Below are 16,844 nucleotides of genomic sequence, written 5' to 3'. Positions count from 1 at the left end.
CGGTCAGCGATCCTTCTCGTCCGGGGAGACGATCAGGTTCGGCCAGGATCCGCCAATGAAGAAATGCAGATCGGTTTTGTCCGTGCCGGTGGCCTGAGCCGGAGCATCAGGGGGGCTTGTATTGGCTGTCTGGCTTGTGGCTGTGTCTGCTGTCGTTGAAACAGGCGGCAGCAGGGCGGCAGAAAGCGTCAAACCCTTGAAGTCGAAGGGCACGACGCCACTGAAATGCAGACGTCCGGCAGAGCCGTCGATCTCGCCCTTGCGCACAAGGAAGGCACCGTCATTCAACTGGGTGTTGATCGTCAGGCTGTCAAAGGCGAGAGCATTGCTGCCCGCGGTCTGCAATTTGAAGAACGGCCTGTCATGTGCCAGTTGCGCGATGCCGTCCATATCGAAGCCGGTCAACTGGCCGGGGCCTGCGGTCAGATCGAGGGTTCCATGAATGTCGCGGTCGCTCATGGCCCAGATGGGTTTCAGCGTGTTGGCCGAGAGCGTCAGTGAGCCGGTGGCGACAGGCAGGGGACCGGACAGGCCGATCTTGTTTTCGATATGGGCGAAATCAGCCCCGGAAATCGACAGATCCAGCTTGCCGCCCTCATCGAAACCGCCATTACGGCCTTCAAGATGCGCCGTCAGTGTGCCTCCGGCAAAGCTGCTATCGGCAATATCGAAGACGGCAGACCCGTCTGTGGCCAGAATGCTGGCGCCGACATCGGTGAGCATGAAGGGAGAAAAGCGCGCCTGATCGGCCGAGAGTGTCAGGTCAAGTTCCAGCCAGTCGAGCAGATTGCTCTTGCCGTCACCGGCGCTCTGGTCCGGGGCGGAGAGAGAAAAGGCCCCGAGCAGGGTGGGAATGTCGAGATCCTGAAAGGCCAGCGTGCCGCTCAGCTTCGGCTTACCGGAGCGCGCGCGGGTAATGTCGACCACGCCGTTGGCGCTCTTGTCGTTGATCTCAAGGGTCAGGCCATCCAGTCGTGCGCGATTGGCGTCAGCGGTCAAAGTTGCATCGACAGAAATGCTTTTCAGCCCGCCGGTCCCGGGCAGTTCCGCCCCGGTCCAGCTGACGAAACTCGGCACGTCGAGAAGGTTGAGCGACAGCGCGCCGCTGGCGAAACGGGCGGGCATGAGGCTGGCGCGACCGCGGAAACTGGCGGTGATCATCGGGGCAGAGAGCGACAGATCGGCATTGCCGATCTTGCCATTCATCAACAAGAGCGGCTGCGAGGAGGAGAAATCCACCCGCGTCACCACGCCACCCAGCACCAGATTGGCATTGCCCTTCAGCGCGGCGGACATTTTCGGCCAGGTGAATTGGCCGAAAATGCTTTCGAGCGCCACGGTGCGGCGCCGTGCGGCATCGGCAATGTCGATGCGTCCGTCTTCAATCGTCACCGTGCCGATATGGGCATCGAGCCTCTGCTCCAGGCTCTGGCCGGTATCGCCAAGCGGTTCAGCCTGAGCAATAGCGTCCGATAAAAGTCCGTGTCCGCTCCAGTCGATCCTGCCCGTGCGGTCGCGTAGCAGAAAGACATGCGGGTGTACCAGACGGAAATCATTAAAGACGGGGTGGCCCATGATGGTCTGCATGAGGCCGAAGGAGGCGGAGAGGGTTTCGATTTTAGCCAGAATCTCACGCGATCCATGTTCGCGCCCGCTGATCGTCACATCCGGCAGGGTAATGCGCGGCTCTGGCCAGAATTCGAGGCTGGGCGTGCCACCGATCTCAACCTTATGGCCACTCCACCGGCCTATGGCCCGCTCGATGCTGCCGCGCACAAGCGAACTTGACACGATATAGGGACCGAGCAGACGCGAGGCGACGAAGACGGAAAGGCCGATGACCAGAACCAGCACGAAAAGGCTCAGCATCCGCCCGGTGGACGGCCGTTTCATCTTGTGATGATGCGGGCTTTTCGGCATCGGGCGCTTGGCCAAGGTGGTTTCCCGTTTCTGTTTGTCTTGTGGCGTCAAGCGGCGGCCTCATGGGAGCGATCAGGGCCTATGCCTGTGTCCCAAAATCGTGACCGATTAAAGACGGAGGCAGGTGTCTGCCATTCCATATCGGTCACGCAGTCATTCTGCCAAAACGCGCTGGGATGGAAAAGCGATTTCCACCAGTGTTCCCTCATTCGGGGCCGACTGGATGGAAAATTGCGCCTTGTTGGCGTCGACCATGGCTTTGGTCAGCGGCAGGCCAAGGCCGGTGCCGTCACCGCGCAGACGCACGCCGTTCGTCGCCACCTGACGGAAGGGTTTCATCGCCTGTTCCAGCTCTGCCCGGCTCATGCCGATGCCGGTGTCGCGCACCCTCAAAATGACGCTGCCATTGGCTTCCAGCCCGGTCGAGACGATGATCTGCCCGCCCGGCGGAGTAAAGCGGATGGCGTTGGAGAGAATATTGAGCACGATCTGCCGGATCGAGCGCAGATCGGCCACCACGTCCGGCAGGTTCTGCGACAGCGCCGTGCGGATGATGACACGCTCGGCATTGGCCTGCGGCTGCACCAGCGCCACCCCTTCTGCAACCGTTTCGTTCAGATTGACGGTGGTGAAATCGAGCTGCATCTGGCCTGCCTCGATCTTGGAAATATCGAGGAGATCATTGACAATGTCGAGCACATGGCGGCCGGAGCGTCCGATATCGGCGGCATATTCGCTGTAGCGGCTGTGGCCGATCGGGCCGAAACGCTCATTGGCCATGATATCGGCAAAGCCGATAATGGCATTGAGCGGCGTGCGGATTTCATGGCTGACACGGGCGAGGAAATCGCTTTTGTGCTGATTGGCGGTCTCGGCGGCGCGCTTGGCGTTGCGCAATTCTTCTTCCGTCCGCTTCCACTGGGCAATGTCACGGATGACGGCGCAAAACCCGTTGGAGGAGGGCAGGCGGCCAATCGTCATAAAGAGCGGCAGATAGCCCCCGGAGGATTCGCGGCCCATCACCTCGCGCCCGTCATTCAGCACGCTGGCGACGCCATGGCCGGAGAGGCTGGCAAGATACTCCATCACCAGCCGCTGGCTTTCATGGGCAAACAGCGTGACGAAAGGCCTGCCGACAAGATCGGCCTCGTCATAATTGAACAACCCGCTGGCCGCACCGTTCATCGTGCGGATATCGCCTTCTGCGCCCAGCGTCACCACGCCATCGGTGGCCGTTTCGAGGATGGAGCGCAGTTCCGCCACTTCGGCGGCGAGATTGCGGGTTTCGGTTTCTGCCTGAGCCGTGGCTGGCGCTGCGGCGGGGGGCTGCTCCTCAGGCAGCGTTGCACTCTCCTGCCGTTCCGGCACCAGCGCCAGAAGCAGGGCGCTTGCCTCTTCCCAGCGGATCGATTGCAGATGGGCCGAGACCGGAATGGTTTCGTCCGTCTGGCGCACGATCATCAGGCTGTTCCGGTTCTTCCCGTCTTCGGCAATCTCCATCCGCTGCATCAGCGCATCAAGACCGCCGGCCTGTTCGAGATCGGCAAGGCTGCGATAGCCGGTCAGCGACAGAAATTCCGGATTGGCATGGATCAACCGGTCGCCGCGATGGGCGAGAAGCGCCACCGGCAGCATGTCCAGCACGTCGGGTGTGAAGGTCACGTCACGGCGGCTGATCGGCATGGCGCCAGGGACGGATGCCCGTATCACAGCGTCGCGGGAGGGTGGCGCGCTGTTGTCGGTCGGCTCGGTCTCCGGCTGTTGCGCAGACGGGCCTGACGCCTCGGGCGCCGTCTTGATGGCGGCACTATCATTGGCCGCGATGGGGAGGGCGCTGGCCTCGGCTGCGTTTGCCACTGCGTCATCCGCCACCATGGTGTCCTGCTGCGGCTCATCTGTCGCCGGGCCGGGATTGTCGATCTCGTCATTGCCGTTTGCTGCCTCATCCAGCGAAGACGGCTTGATTTTCACACCCAGCGCATCGAGCCTGCGGGCGATTTCCTTAAAGGCAGCCTGTTCCACCGGGCTCAGGCCTTCGCGACCCCGGATGCGCCGGTCCTCCATCTGCACGACCCGGTCGCTCAGCCGGCGCGACGGTGTTTCCGTCAAGGCGAGCGGTGCCGGTTCGCCGGTTCCGGCCTCATCCGTCACGGGCTTTTCAGACCCGCTTCGGCCTTGCTCGTCCTTCTGCGAAGAGGTCATGGAAAGGACGGGTGTCTGTTCTGCATCGTCCGGTGCGGCGGGCGCTGCTTCAGGCATCGCCTCACCCTGTGCCGCTTCGTCCTGCACCGGTTCTTGCTGTTCCTGCTCTTGCTGCTTCGGCTCTTCCTCTTCCGGCAAGGGTGAAGCGGCAGGCATTGTCAGGGCCGGAATAGAGGCCGCATCCGTCTCGCTGTCGCCAAACACGGGCGGTTCTGCCACGGGCGCTTTGGTCTCTATCTCAGTACCTGTCTCACGGCCAGTCTCGGGCGCAAGCGTCAGGCCAACCCTGTCGGGATCCTCGATGACATCGGCCAGCCGCACGACGCCGAAGCCGCGAAAACCGTCAAACTCCCGCTGGCGCGTATAAGTCGGCAGAGCGGCGATATCGACCGGCACCCTGAGCGTCGTTCCTTCCACCGGCCATAAAATCGTCTTGCCTGACCAGGTGTCGCGCTTTTTCAGCAGTTCGCCGATCCGGCCTTCGGGATCGAGATCGAAAAGGGCGGCGACATCGCTAAAGGCCTGCCCCTTGATGGCGGCGGCATGCGGGCCGACGGCCTGGGCAAATTCCGGCGAGATTTCGGTAAACCGGCCAAGCGCATCGATTTTCCAGACAAACCGCATCGCCCGGAGTTTTGGTGCAAAGACAAAAGCCCCTGTTGCTTCAGCCCCTGTTGCCTGAACCGTTGTTGCCTGAACCTGTGTTGCCTGAACCTGTGTTGCTTGAGCCCCTTTTTCCGGCGCAGCATCCGAACGTTCGGTCCTGTTTATTTCTGCTGAGGCCGGTGCTGCGGCAGCCTGGCGCTCTTGTTCCACCTTCGCCAGATCTACGTCTGAAGAGGCTTGGTCTTCAGCCTCTGCTCCGCTTTCCTCATGAGTAATGCCGGGCTCAGCCGATGTCTCTTCTGTGGCGGGGCGGTCGTCTTGCGCCATTGGCCCGGTCAGAGCCGTCAGTTGCAGCGGATCATGGCTCCTGTCTTCAGCGGTTGCGCTGTCAAAGGCGGCGCTCTCTTCGGTTTCGGTGTCTGCATCTGCTGGCGCCTCGACACGGTCACCGGCTTCGTCGTCTGCCTTCTCGCTCTGCGTCGCAGCGCTTTCGTCCTCCAGCCATGGAGCAAGGGTGACCGGCGGCGAGAAATCCTGCAGTTCGGTTTCGACTTCGGTTATTCCACCCAGCGCCTCGACCACATCCGCATAGGCGTCGACCGCATCCTCCCCGGTGGGGCTGGCGGGAACGAGAGGGTCCGGCTCCGATACAGGCTGATTATTTTCTTCAGAGGCAAGCAGGGTCTGCGCAATGGCCGCATCCTGATCCGGCACGTGATCAGGCACATGCCGGGCCGCTTGCGGCGCGGGCATGGCGGTTGCCGTTTCCGTCTCATCCATGCCGCCCAAAAGCGTTTCGACGGCAAAAAGCAGATAAAGCTGCGGTGTGTCGCTGAGGCAGGCCATGGCGGCAGGCAGGCGGCCACAGGCAGTGGGAATGGGGCGTTTCATCAGCCGCCCGGCTTCATGGCCGGTCTGGCGGGCCAGCGCCTGCATCGTTTCTGCCGTCATGCCGAGACGGTCGAAATGGCTGGAGGCACGGATCACACCGCCGTCGCCATCAATCAGCGCCATGTGGGTGTCTGGATCGTCGAAGCCGGAGATCAGGCTTTCCGCCCTGTCGGTCAGGCTGTTGAAGCCGGGTGAGGGCAGGGAAAAGAGGATGACCGGCTCGCCCGCACGAATTTCCAGCCGTTGAAGCCGTGCCGTCACCGGCACAAGGCGAAAGCCGCTGCCAATGCGCAGCATGAGGTCGCGGCTTGCTCCGGTCTCCTGTAACTGCCCCGCCATGGCGGCAATCTGGCGGAACGTGACGTCCTGGGCTGGTGCGCCCTGTTCCAGAAGGTCGAAAACCGTCTCCTTGCCGAAGAAGGCTGCGCCTTTCCCATTGGCCCAGAGCGTCTGTTTGAGATCGGCGGAAAACAGCACCATAGCTTCGCCACGGGCAAAACGATCGCGCACCGCGCCATGCACGGCGATATCGATGAAGGGATAATGCGTAGCGACCATGGTCAACCTGTCGATCGTTTGCCGTTTCCGGACCGTCTTAACAGATTTTTAATAACTTCGCACCGGCTTTCGGTCCAGATGGCCGCTCGCCTATCCGAAATCAGGGTTAACAGCGACCGGCGATAAAGGCTTTTTGAAACGACAGGGCAGAGAGGCGGGGTTATGCTTGCTTCGGCATGATCAGGGCGCAGGGCTGCGTTGCGTGAAGATGGTTATTGTGCACTGCAACAAAATATTGCAATGCACAAATCCCTGTGCTATATAAGCCTTATTGGAAACAAACGGCGGCAGCGAGCCGCCCTTTTGAGGAGTGCAATCATGGCTACCAAGCAATCTGCTGATGTTTTCCCCTTCCCGGCCTTCGACCCGGCCAAGCTGTCCGACAGCTTCCGTGAATTTGCTGAAAAGGGCGCTGCCCAGTCCAAGGACGCCTATGCCAAGATGAAGACGGCAGCGGAAGATGCCAGCAAGACGGTTGAAGCCACGCTGCAGAACGCTCATAGCGGCACGGTCGAACTGGGCCTGAAGGCGATCAATGCGCTGCGCACCAATTCCGAACTGTCGCTGTCGCACATGGAAGCGCTGATGGGCGTCAAGTCCGTTGCCGAACTGGTCGAACTGCAGACCGCTTTCATCCGCAAGCAGGCTGAAGTCACCGTTGAACAGGCCAAGTCCATGCAGGATGCCGTCAAGAAAGTGGCCGAATCCGTCTCCAAGCCGGGCAAGGATGCCGCTGAAAAGGCAATGAAGGCCGTCAAGACCGCCTGAGATCGCTGCGGTCTGTCTGATTTTTGGAAAAGGGACGGCAATCGCCGTCCCTTTTGTATTCCGGCTTTCGTCCACACTACAGCGCCGTGCGCCCAATATGGCGCATGGCGCTGTAACGCTTTTCATCTGCTGCATCATGTTCACCTTCAATCTCACCCGATGGAAGGCCCGATGGAAGGCCCGATGGAAGGAATGCTGCAGTCGCATGAAGAAATCGCCGGAAAGACGAAAAAAGGGCTTGAAAAAAAGCCGCACTGCCCGTATTTCACCCCCACATCGCTTCGGCGCTGTTTATGCGGTTGTAGCTCAGTTGGTTAGAGCGCAGGTTTGTGGCACCTGAGGTCAGTGGTTCAACTCCACTCAACCGTACCATTTTATCAGATATAGGCGTCACTAGAGCGATGTTTTGTCGTTGCTCCTGGCTGTGTCTGTTGATTTTTTCTCCCCGGCATGGCTCTTGCTTGAACTATTCGGAAACGGACGTGATTCCCGTTTCTGTCCATCATCTGGCTGGCAAGGGTGTGTTATGGCTGTCGATGTGATTGTGCTGGGGGCCGGTATTGTTGGCGTATCGACGGCGGTGCAGCTGGCAAGGCGGGGGCAATCGGTGCTGCTCATCGACCGCCGCGGGGCAGGTGAGGAAACCTCCTATGGCAATGCCGGGCTGATCCAGCGTGAGGGCGTGGTGCCCTATAATTTCCCGCAGGAGCTTGGCATGATCCTGCGCTATGGCCTCAACCGGCGCATTGATGCCCATTATCATCTCTCCGCACTGGCCAAGATTGCGCCTTTTCTCGCCTCCTACTGGCATCATTCCCATCCGGCGCGCCATAAGGCGATAGCCGCCCATTACGCGCCGCTGATTGCGCATTCTGTCAGCGAGCACAAGGTTCTGATCGATGAGGCGAAGGCCGACAGCCTGATCAGCAAGGATGGTTGGGTCGAGGTGTTTCGCAGTGCTGCCGTGCGCGACCGGGAATATGCCGAGGCCGAGCGGCTGGCGCGTGAGCACGGCCTTGCCCATGAAAAGCTGACAGCCGCCGATCTGGCCCGCACCGAACCGCATCTGGCTCCGGTGTTCGTCGGCGCGCTGAAATGGACCGATCCCTGGTCGGTCAAGGATCCGCTCGCTTTGACGCGCGCCTATCTGGCGTTGTTTGAGCGTTTGGGCGGGAAAATGGTGAAAGGGGACGCCAAAAGCCTGCGCCAGACCCGCCATGGCTGGGAGGTGATGAGCGAAGAAGGGCAGGTTTCCGGCAAGACTGCCGTGGTGGCGCTCGGGCCATGGGCGGAAGAAGTGACGGTGCCGCTCGGCTACCGGCTGCCGCTTGGGGTGAAGCGCGGCTATCACATGCATTATGCCGCCAAGGGCAATGCGGTGCTCAACAACTGGACCATGGACAAGGAACGCGGCTATTTCCTGGCCCCGATGACGCAGGGCATCCGGCTGACCACCGGCGCGGAATTTGCCTTGCGTGATGCGCCGAAGACGCCGGTGCAGCTTGAACGGGCGGAAAAAGTGGCGCGGACGATTTTCCCCTTCGACAAGCGTCTGGATGCCGAGCCCTGGATGGGCGCACGCCCCTGCACGCCGGACATGATGCCGATCATTGGCGCGGCGCCGCGTCATCGCGGGTTATGGTTTGCCTTTGGCCACGCCCATCACGGGCTGACGCTTGGCCCCGTCACCGGGCGGCTGATCGCCGAGGCGATGACCGGCGAGACGCCTTTCCTCGATATAACCCCGTATCGGGCCGAGCGTTTTAATCCTTGAATAGGGGGTGCTTGAACGAGAAGCCTTGAAGGGGGCGGCCTTGACGCGCGAGACGCTCCCGAAAATGTGACCGCGCTATCAGGTGGCCGTCATCATCAAAAACGGCGCTGGCGCTTATGCTGAATGTCCAAGCGATTTCTTTTGTCGAGGATCATCATATGCGCTTTCGCCTTGCCGCCCTTGCCTGCCTTGCTCTTGTGACTGCCGCCCCGCTCGCCCATGCCGATCCGGATGCTCTATGGAAGATCGTTCATAACAAATGCGTGGTGAACACAGCCCCTTGCGTCAGCGTCAACAAAGAGCAGCATTATGCCCTGCTCAAGGATCTGCGCGGTGTGGCCCAGCATCTTCTGATCCCGACTGACAAGATCACCGGCATTGAGGACAAGGCGCTGCTCGATCCGCAAACGCCGAATTTCTTTGCCGATGCCTGGACTGAGCAGAAGGCAGTTGACAGCAAACTGCCGCACCCCTTGCCGCGCGACGAGGTCAGCCTTGCCGTCAATGCCGAAAACGCCCGCAGCCAGAACCAGCTGCATATTCATATCGATTGCCTGAGCGTCGATGCGCACAAGGAACTGACGAAGGTGGCCGATGAGGTCAAGCCGGAATGGGCGCCTCTGCCGGTTGAGGTCGCCGGTCATCATTTCATCGCGGAAAAGGTGATGGGAGAAACGCTCGGCAGCTACAAGCCCTTCATCGAACTGGCGAAAACCCTGAAAGACCCGGCAACCGAAATGGCCAAGCGAAATCTTGTTGTCGTCGGGGCCAATTTCAAGGAAGGGCCGGGTTTTATCGTGCTGACCGATACGTCCTTCCTGACGGCTACGGGCATGGCCGGCGGCGAAGATGTGCAGGACCACAGCTGCGCCATCGATCATTAGAGTTTGGTCCGAGGAAAAGTGGTGACCGGTTTTCCCGCAAAGACAAAAGAAAACAAAGAATGGGAGAGTCTGTCTGGTTCACTCTAAACCTGACAGGCTCTACTGCATAATTCCTTAAATCGGCATCGATTTAAGGAGAAAATGATGCAGCAGATTAAAAGTCTTACAGCGACCTTTGTGCGCCATATTTGGCGCACGGCGCTGTAAGGAAAATCAGGCCGCCCCGGTCAACAGCTTGTCCAGCCGGTTGGTGGCGTCTTCGATGATCGCTGAAACCGGCTGGTCGATGCTGACCGTCACCACGCCCGGTTCGCCCGTCGGATTTTCCAGCGTGGCGAGCTGGCTCTTCAGCAGGCTGACCGGCATGAAATGGCCCTCGCGCCCGCTCATCCGGCGGGTCAGCAGGTCTTCGCTGCCATCGAGAAAGACGAAAACCGTATTGTTGCCGGTCGCTTCGCGCAAGAGGTCGCGATAGGAGCGTTTCAGCGACGAGCAGGAGACGATCAGCGGCTTGCCTTCGGCGATGGAGTGCTGCATGCGCGCACCAATGGCGGCAAGCCATGGCCAGCGATCATCGTCTGTCAGAGGCGTTCCCCTGGCCATCTTCTCAACATTGCTCTGAGGGTGAAGGCTGTCGCCTTCGAGAAAAGGACGGTGCAGACGCTCTGCCAGACCTTCTCCTATGGAGGTCTTGCCGCAACCGCTGACCCCCATGACCACAATGGTTTTCATCGCCTTCTGCCGCTTTCACTCACGTTTCTGATCGGCAGATGTTGTAAAGGCTTGTGCGGCAAGATCAAGCGGCGGGTGCGGGAACCGGCGGCTTGATGTCGTTGAGACCGAGCAGGAAATTGATCTGCGGACGCGCCTTGACCAGATCGTCGATGGAATATTGCATCAGCACTTCAAAGAAGGCGTTGAGCGCCTTGCGCAGGGCCGAGTTCAGGCCGCAGCTATCGACCAGCGGGCATTCGATCTCGCCATCATCCTCAAAGCATTCGGCCATGGCAAAACTGTCTTCGGTGACCTTGACCACGTCGAACAGGCTGATGCTCTCGGCAGAACGGCCAAGCCGCACGCCACCATTGCGTCCGCGCACGGTTTCGATCAGACCCGCCTTGCTCAAGGGTTGCAAAATCTTGAAGAGGAAAAGCTCGGAGACGCCGTAAGCCTTGGCGATTTCCGGAATCCGGCTGAGGCTGTCCTTATTGGCTGCGCAATACATCAGCATTCGCACCGCATAGTTCGTCTGCTTGGTCAGGCGCATGGCAGTCTCCTTCAGCCTTTGTCCCAGCCTATATAGTCGCTTTTCTAGTTTTGAACAATTCCAAAAAGAGGATTTTCCCGCTCACAATGATGGCAGAGACACGGAAGGGCAAGGTGTGAGCCTTGCCCTTCCGTTTTTCCTGATTATCAACCCGCACGCCCGCAGCGTAGTGAGGACGTGCAGACTGAACAATGACACGCCCGCAGCGTAGTGAGGACGTGCAGACTGGCAATGCCGTCTGGCATCACATCATCGTCGGCATGACAAATTCTGCGCCCTCCTTGATGCCGTGCCCGCACGCCCGCAACGCAGTGAGGACGTGCAGACTGGCACTGCCGTCTGGCATCACTTCATCGTCGGCATGACAAATTCTGCGCCATCCTTGATGCCGTGCCCGCACGCCCGCAACGAAGTGAGGACGTGCAGACTGGCAATGCCGTCTGGCATCACTTCATCGTCGGCATGACAAATTCTGCGCCATCCTAGATGCCGTGCCCGCACGCCCGCAACGAAGTGAGGACGAGCAGACTGGCAATGCCGTCTGGCATCACTTCATCGTCGGCATGACAAATTCTGCACCGTCCTTGATGCCAGACGGCCAGCGGCTGGTGACGGTCTTGGTGCGGGTCCAGAATTTGATCGAATCGGTGCCGTGCTGGTTGAGATCGCCGAAGGAGGAGGCTTTCCAGCCGCCGAAGGAGTGATAGGCGAGCGGAACCGGGATCGGCACATTGACGCCGACCATGCCGATATTGATGCGCGAGGCAAAATCGCGGGCGGCATCGCCGTCGCGGGTATAGATGGCGACACCATTGCCATATTCATGCTTCATCGGCAGGTCGAGGGCTTCCTCGTAATTCTTCGCGCGGACGACGGAGAGAACCGGGCCGAAAATTTCGGTCTTGTAGATGTCCATCTCCGGCGTGACATTGTCAAACAGGCAGCCGCCGACGAAATAGCCGTTTTCATAGCCCTGAAGCTTGAAATCGCGGCCATCGACCACGAGCTTTGCCCCGGCCTCGACGCCCTTGTCGATCAGGCTGAGGATGCGCTCGCGCGCCTCTTTCGTCACCACCGGGCCCATATCGGCCTTGTCATCGGTATAGGGGCCGATGCGCAGCGATTCCACCATCGGTGTCAGCTTTTCGATCAGCCTGTTGGCGGTCTCTTCGCCGACGGGAACGGCGACGGAAATCGCCATGCAGCGCTCGCCTGCCGAGCCGTAGCCTGCGCCCATCAGCGCATTGGCGGCCTGATCGAGATCGGCATCCGGCATGATGATCATGTGGTTCTTGGCACCGCCGAAGCACTGGGCGCGCTTGCCGTTCATCGCCGCCGTGCCATAGACATACCGCGCGATTGGCGTGGAGCCAACGAAGGAAATGGCACCAATATCAGGATGGGTCAAAAGACCATCAACGGCGGATTTATCGCCATTGACGACATTGAGAATGCCTTCGGGCAGACCGGCCTCGATCATCAGTTCGGCAAGACGCATCGGCACGGAAGGATCGCGCTCGGAGGGCTTCAGAATGAACGCATTGCCGCAGGCAATGGCCGGGGCAAACATCCACATGGGAATCATCGCCGGGAAGTTGAACGGGGTAATACCAGCGCCAACGCCCACGGCCTGCCGGATCGAATACATATCGATATTGGGACCAGCGCCCTCGGTGAACTCGCTCTTCATGAGATGCGGAATGCCGATGACGAATTCGCAGACTTCCAGACCGCGAACGATGTCGCCCTTGGCGTCTTCAATGGTCTTGCCATGCTCACGCGACAGCATTTCGGCCAGTTCATCCATATTGTCGTTCAGCATCTGAACGAATTTCATGAACACGCGGGCACGGCGCTGCGGATTGGTGGCGGCCCATTTCGGCTGGGCGGCCTTGGCGCTAGCGACCGCCGCGTTCAGTTCCTCGGCGCTGGCCAAAGCCACTTCGCCCTGAACCTCGCCGGTGGCCGGATTGTAAATCGACTGGCTGCGGCCGGATGTGCCAGCCACGGCCTTGCCGCCAATGAAATGCCCGATCTGATACATGGGGTCCTCCGTCTGTTTTTGAATGGTGGCAGTATCCGGCTTTCATTTGCACAAGGCAACGCGATGATTTACGCATCTGTTGTGCAAAAAATAACGTTAAGGGCCGTCAATGAACTGGGATGATGTGCGTATTTTTCTGGCCATTGCCCGCACAGGCCAGATTCTGGCCGCCTCACGTCGTCTCGGGCTCAACCATGCAACGCTGTCCAGACGGCTGACGGCGCTGGAGGATGCGCTCGACACCCGGCTTTTCGTCCGCCGCACCCATGGCTGCGAATTGACGGCGGAGGGCGAGACCTTTCTGTCCGCGGCCGAGCGGATGGAAACCGAAATGCTCGAAGCGCAGGCCCGGCTTGGCCGCACCGATACGAAAGTGGCGGGCACGGTCAGGATCGGCGCACCGGATGGGTTTGGCGTGTTTTTTCTTGCCTCGCGGCTTGGCGGGCTGATCGAGCGTCACCCGGAGCTGAAAATCCAGCTTGTGCCGGTGCCGCGCTCTTTTTCGCTGTCCGAGCGTGAGGCCGATATTGCCGTGACGCTGGAGCGACCGGGGCAGGGCCGGCTCGTTTCGGCGCATCTTGTCGATTACAGCCTGTCGCTTTACGCCTCGCGCACCTATCTGGCGCGTCACGAGATGCCGAAGACGGTTGATGATCTCAAGCAGCATCGGCGGATCGGCTATGTCGAAGATCTGATCTTCACGCCCTCGCTGAATTTTACCGGCGAGATCATGCGCGACTGGAATGCCGGTTTCGAGATTTCCTCGGCGATTGGCCAGACCGAGGCGGTGCTGGCCGGGGCGGGGATCGGCATTCTGCACAGCTATATTGCCCGTCAATATGACGAGCTTGTCAGAATCCTGCCGGATATCGTCATCAAAAGGGCATACTGGACCACCTATCACGAAAGCCTGCGCGATCTTGCCCGCATCCGCACCGTGGTGGATTATCTGAAGGAACAGGTTGCGGCCGAAAGGGCCATTTTCGAAGGATGACACAGATGGAGACGAAGCTCAGACAGCGGGCCGTGGGGGCGACGGCCAAACTGGGGCGCACCGGTTTTCCCGAAATCCGCTCGGCAACGGGCGGCGAAATCGCCATCGTCACCGGACCCTCGCAACCGGGCTTCAATCCGCTCGACCTCCTCTATGCCTCGCTGGCCGGTTGTCTGGTGATGAGCGCCCGCATCGTTGCCAGCGAGCTTGGCGTCTTGAACCGCATCGTCGAGATCAGCGCCGAGGTGACGGGTGAAAAAGCGAAAGAAGGACTATCGCGCATCGAAACCTTCGAGATCGCCTTCACCATCACCGGCGAAATCGACGAGGAAACCCGCCAGACCATTGCCCGGCGGGCGGAAAACGAGGTCTGCACGGTGAGCAACACGCTGCGCGCCGATCCGCGCTTTGTCACGACACTGAAAGGGTAGAGCATAATCCGACCGGAGGGGCGTGCCGACCAAGTCCGGCTCGATCGGCACGATAATATCGCGAATCAGGCAGCGATAATGACCTTCATCGCCTTTTCGCGTGCAGCATTGCCGAACACCTCGTAGGCATCGAGAATGTCGTCGAAGTCGAAGCGATGGGTGATCAACTTCTTCGGATCAACCTTCCCGGCCTGAACGGTCTTGAGCAACATTGGCGTTGTACTGGTGCAGACAAGACCCATCGAGATATTGATATTCTTGATCCAGAGATCTTCGATATGCAGATCGACGGATTTGCCGTGAACGCCGACATTGGCAAGCTTGCCGCCCGGCATGACGATTTTCTGGCAGATGTCGAAGGTTGCCGGCACGCCAACGGCTTCGATTGCAACATCCACACCCTGACCGCCCGTCATCTGCATGACCGTTTGCGCGGCATCTTCCGAACCAACCTGGACAGTATCGGTCGCTCCGAACTGACGGGCCAGTGCCAGCCGGGCCGGATCCATGTCGATCATGATGATGCGGCCTGGCGAATAGAATTGCGCCGTCAAGAGTGCGGACATGCCGACGGGGCCTGCCCCGACGATAGCGATCGTATCGCCCGGCTTGACGCCGCCGGATTGCACGCCGATTTCAAGGCCGGTCGGCAGGATGTCGGACAACATCACCAGAGCCTCTTCGTCCGCTCCTTCCGGAATCGGATAGAGTGAATTGTCGCCGTGCGGGATTCTGACATATTCAGCTTGTGTCCCATCTATCCGGTGGCCGAGAATCCAGCCACCGTCATCGCAATGGGCATAGAGCTGTCGCTTGCAATTCGGGCATGAGCCGCAAGACGTGATGCAGGAGATCAGAACAGAATCTCCCTTTTTGAAATTGCGAATGGCGGAGCCGACCTCCTCGACAACGCCGACGCCCTCGTGACCGAGGATCCGTCCTTCGTCTACTGTTGGAACGTCTCCCTTCAAGATGTGTAGGTCCGTTCCACAGATGGTGGTTTTCATGACCTTGACGATCACGTCGGTTGGTTTCTGAACGGTGGGCTTTTCTCTCTCCATCCAGGCTTTTTTCCCCGGACCCTGATAAACCAGCGCTTTCATGATGTTTCTCCTCCTTGCAATGGATGTGACCTTTCTTCTCGGGGTAAGACCGGACAAGGTCGGTGGTCACACATTGACAAGGACAAGAAATAACGCCGCAAAAAATCCGCTGTACAGCACCGAATGTGCCGCACACATTCCGCTTCGGAAATCTCCATTCGAAAACGGAAGAAATGCATAATGCAATGCAATCGACACAATCGAGCCGGATCGAAGGGACTTTCAGATGCAGTCGCCCGGAGTGTCTTAGGGGGGTGATGCCGTCAATGGACGTTTGCGCAAGGTGTCGGCAGGGCTTTCGCCAAATTGTTTGCGATAGCTTGCGGCCAGCACGCCAAGGTTGATAAAGCCATGTGCGGTTGCGATCGAGGTGACGGTATCGTCAGGTCGCGCTGCAAGCAGTGCCTGGCGCAAGGAGGCGAGCCTCTGCCGGTGCTGGAATGCGTGTGGCGTTATACCGCGAAACCGGCGAAAACCCTCGGAAAGTGACCGCGCAGTCACCCCCACCCGCGCAGCAATATCCAGTATACTGGGTGCTTGAGCGGCCTGCTCGATCATCAGCCGTTCTGCTTCCCGCACATAATAAGGGGCTGCTGCACGTGCACCCGTTTCCAGATTCAACCCTGCGCATTCGGACCAGTTGCGCAGAAGCTCAAGACACAGCATCTCCTCAATGCGCTGCTCAATCAAGGGATTGGCGATGGCATCGCGGCGTGCATCCAGCGAGCGTGTGGCATATTCGAGCAGCGATAACCATCCGGAATGACCGACACCGAAAACCAATCTCTTTTTCCAAAGATCGTCCCCCGGCACGAAACCGTACCAGCGCAGAGCCGTCTCCTCCATGATTTTATGGGGAATGGTCAGGTTCAGTTGCAGGTCGTTGCCGTCCGCGATGTTCCAATAGTTGGTTCGACTGCAATCGACGACGTAACTGTCGCCGGGCCGACTGTCAAAAGCATCGTTGCCGGTCAAGGGATGTCGTACGGCGCCACGAAGTGTATTGACGACAATGATGTTGCCGGATGTCGGATCAAAATCATCCGCTCGTGTCGGGGTTCCAAAGCAGAAACGGCTGAAGGTGATCCGCCCGATCTTCAACATGCGCATCGTTGCATCCGGATCCATACCGCGCGTCAGCGGGCGTGTTGAAAGCGGCATATATGTCCGATTGCAAAAGGCGTTGACGGCAGACCATTCTCGCGAGTCATTCAGCTTGCCGCTCAAAAGCGGCTTGCCTGCTCCATCCTCAAGAAGTGCAGTTTCGAGCATGAACACCTCCTCTATTCTGCTCGTCGGTGCCCTCTATCTAGCATAGTTTGAATGTGTTGCCTCGTGTAATCGAAACAGACCGGTTTCAGCCCGGCTCACCTTTTTCAGCAGCCTGCTCAATCCTGTTTGA

General features: G+C 59.4%; 12 protein-coding genes and 1 tRNA gene. 6 read left to right on the top strand and 7 right to left on the bottom strand.

The features are described 5' to 3' along the window. Positions 1 to 3: 3 nt before the first annotated feature. Together NAC44_RS03285 and NAC44_RS03280 are read right to left on the bottom strand one after the other, a co-directional pair. Complete coding sequence (locus NAC44_RS03285) at positions 4 to 1,971, bottom strand: AsmA family protein (protein ID WP_250937756.1); 1,968 nt, start codon at positions 1,969 to 1,971, stop codon at positions 4 to 6. Between the two features lie 102 nt (positions 1,972 to 2,073). After that, positions 2,074 to 6,177, bottom strand: a complete 4,104-nt coding sequence (locus tag NAC44_RS03280) for an ATP-binding protein (RefSeq protein WP_250937754.1) — start codon at positions 6,175 to 6,177, stop codon at positions 2,074 to 2,076. Between the two features lie 318 nt (positions 6,178 to 6,495). Between NAC44_RS03280 and NAC44_RS03275 the strand changes: the two genes are divergently transcribed. From NAC44_RS03275 to NAC44_RS03260, 4 genes are all read left to right on the top strand, one after another. After that, the gene (locus NAC44_RS03275) at positions 6,496 to 6,945 is read left to right on the top strand and encodes a phasin (RefSeq protein WP_250937753.1); all 450 of its coding nucleotides are present in this window, start codon (positions 6,496 to 6,498) and stop codon (positions 6,943 to 6,945) included. A 295-nt stretch (positions 6,946 to 7,240) separates the two neighbouring features. Next, a tRNA-His gene (locus NAC44_RS03270) sits at positions 7,241 to 7,317 on the top strand. Positions 7,318 to 7,471: 154 nt separating this feature from the next. Further along, positions 7,472 to 8,719, top strand: coding sequence for an NAD(P)/FAD-dependent oxidoreductase (locus tag NAC44_RS03265; protein ID WP_250937751.1), 1,248 nt, complete (start codon positions 7,472 to 7,474; stop codon positions 8,717 to 8,719). Between the two features lie 158 nt (positions 8,720 to 8,877). Next, on the top strand, positions 8,878 to 9,603 hold the full coding sequence (locus NAC44_RS03260) for a CDP-diacylglycerol diphosphatase (RefSeq protein ID WP_250937749.1): 726 nt from the start codon (positions 8,878 to 8,880) through the stop codon (positions 9,601 to 9,603). A gap of 213 nt (positions 9,604 to 9,816) precedes the next feature. On the opposite strand, the gene NAC44_RS03255 is transcribed toward NAC44_RS03260, so the two are convergent. The 3 genes from NAC44_RS03255 to NAC44_RS03245 all read right to left on the bottom strand — a co-directional run bounded on the left by NAC44_RS03255 (position 9,817) and on the right by NAC44_RS03245 (position 12,914). Then, the gene (locus tag NAC44_RS03255; RefSeq protein ID WP_250937748.1) at positions 9,817 to 10,335 is read right to left on the bottom strand and encodes a gluconokinase; all 519 of its coding nucleotides are present in this window, start codon (positions 10,333 to 10,335) and stop codon (positions 9,817 to 9,819) included. 64 nt (positions 10,336 to 10,399) lie between these two features. Beyond that, complete coding sequence (gene rirA, locus NAC44_RS03250) at positions 10,400 to 10,870, bottom strand: iron-responsive transcriptional regulator RirA (RefSeq protein ID WP_250937746.1); 471 nt, start codon at positions 10,868 to 10,870, stop codon at positions 10,400 to 10,402. A gap of 547 nt (positions 10,871 to 11,417) precedes the next feature. Further along, positions 11,418 to 12,914, bottom strand: coding sequence for a CoA-acylating methylmalonate-semialdehyde dehydrogenase (locus tag NAC44_RS03245; RefSeq protein WP_250937745.1), 1,497 nt, complete (start codon positions 12,912 to 12,914; stop codon positions 11,418 to 11,420). A gap of 109 nt (positions 12,915 to 13,023) precedes the next feature. Between NAC44_RS03245 and NAC44_RS03240 the strand changes: the two genes are divergently transcribed. Continuing rightward, positions 13,024 to 13,908, top strand: a complete 885-nt coding sequence (locus NAC44_RS03240) for a LysR family transcriptional regulator (protein WP_250937744.1) — start codon at positions 13,024 to 13,026, stop codon at positions 13,906 to 13,908. A 5-nt stretch (positions 13,909 to 13,913) separates the two neighbouring features. Next, complete coding sequence (locus NAC44_RS03235; protein ID WP_250937741.1) at positions 13,914 to 14,339, top strand: OsmC family protein; 426 nt, start codon at positions 13,914 to 13,916, stop codon at positions 14,337 to 14,339. A 65-nt stretch (positions 14,340 to 14,404) separates the two neighbouring features. On the opposite strand, the gene NAC44_RS03230 is transcribed toward NAC44_RS03235, so the two are convergent. Together NAC44_RS03230 and NAC44_RS03225 are read right to left on the bottom strand one after the other, a co-directional pair. Further along, positions 14,405 to 15,442, bottom strand: a complete 1,038-nt coding sequence (locus NAC44_RS03230; protein ID WP_250937739.1) for a zinc-dependent alcohol dehydrogenase family protein — start codon at positions 15,440 to 15,442, stop codon at positions 14,405 to 14,407. A gap of 246 nt (positions 15,443 to 15,688) precedes the next feature. Beyond that, complete coding sequence (locus tag NAC44_RS03225; protein ID WP_250937738.1) at positions 15,689 to 16,714, bottom strand: AraC family transcriptional regulator; 1,026 nt, start codon at positions 16,712 to 16,714, stop codon at positions 15,689 to 15,691. Positions 16,715 to 16,844: the final 130 nt, after the last annotated feature.

The sequence above is a fragment of the Allorhizobium sonneratiae genome (assembly GCF_023700755.1).
In the GTDB taxonomy this organism is placed as follows: Bacteria; Pseudomonadota; Alphaproteobacteria; order Rhizobiales; family Rhizobiaceae; genus Allorhizobium; species Allorhizobium sonneratiae.
Note: the sequence above shows the minus strand (reverse complement) of the source record. Positions and strands in the feature narration are given on the sequence as shown.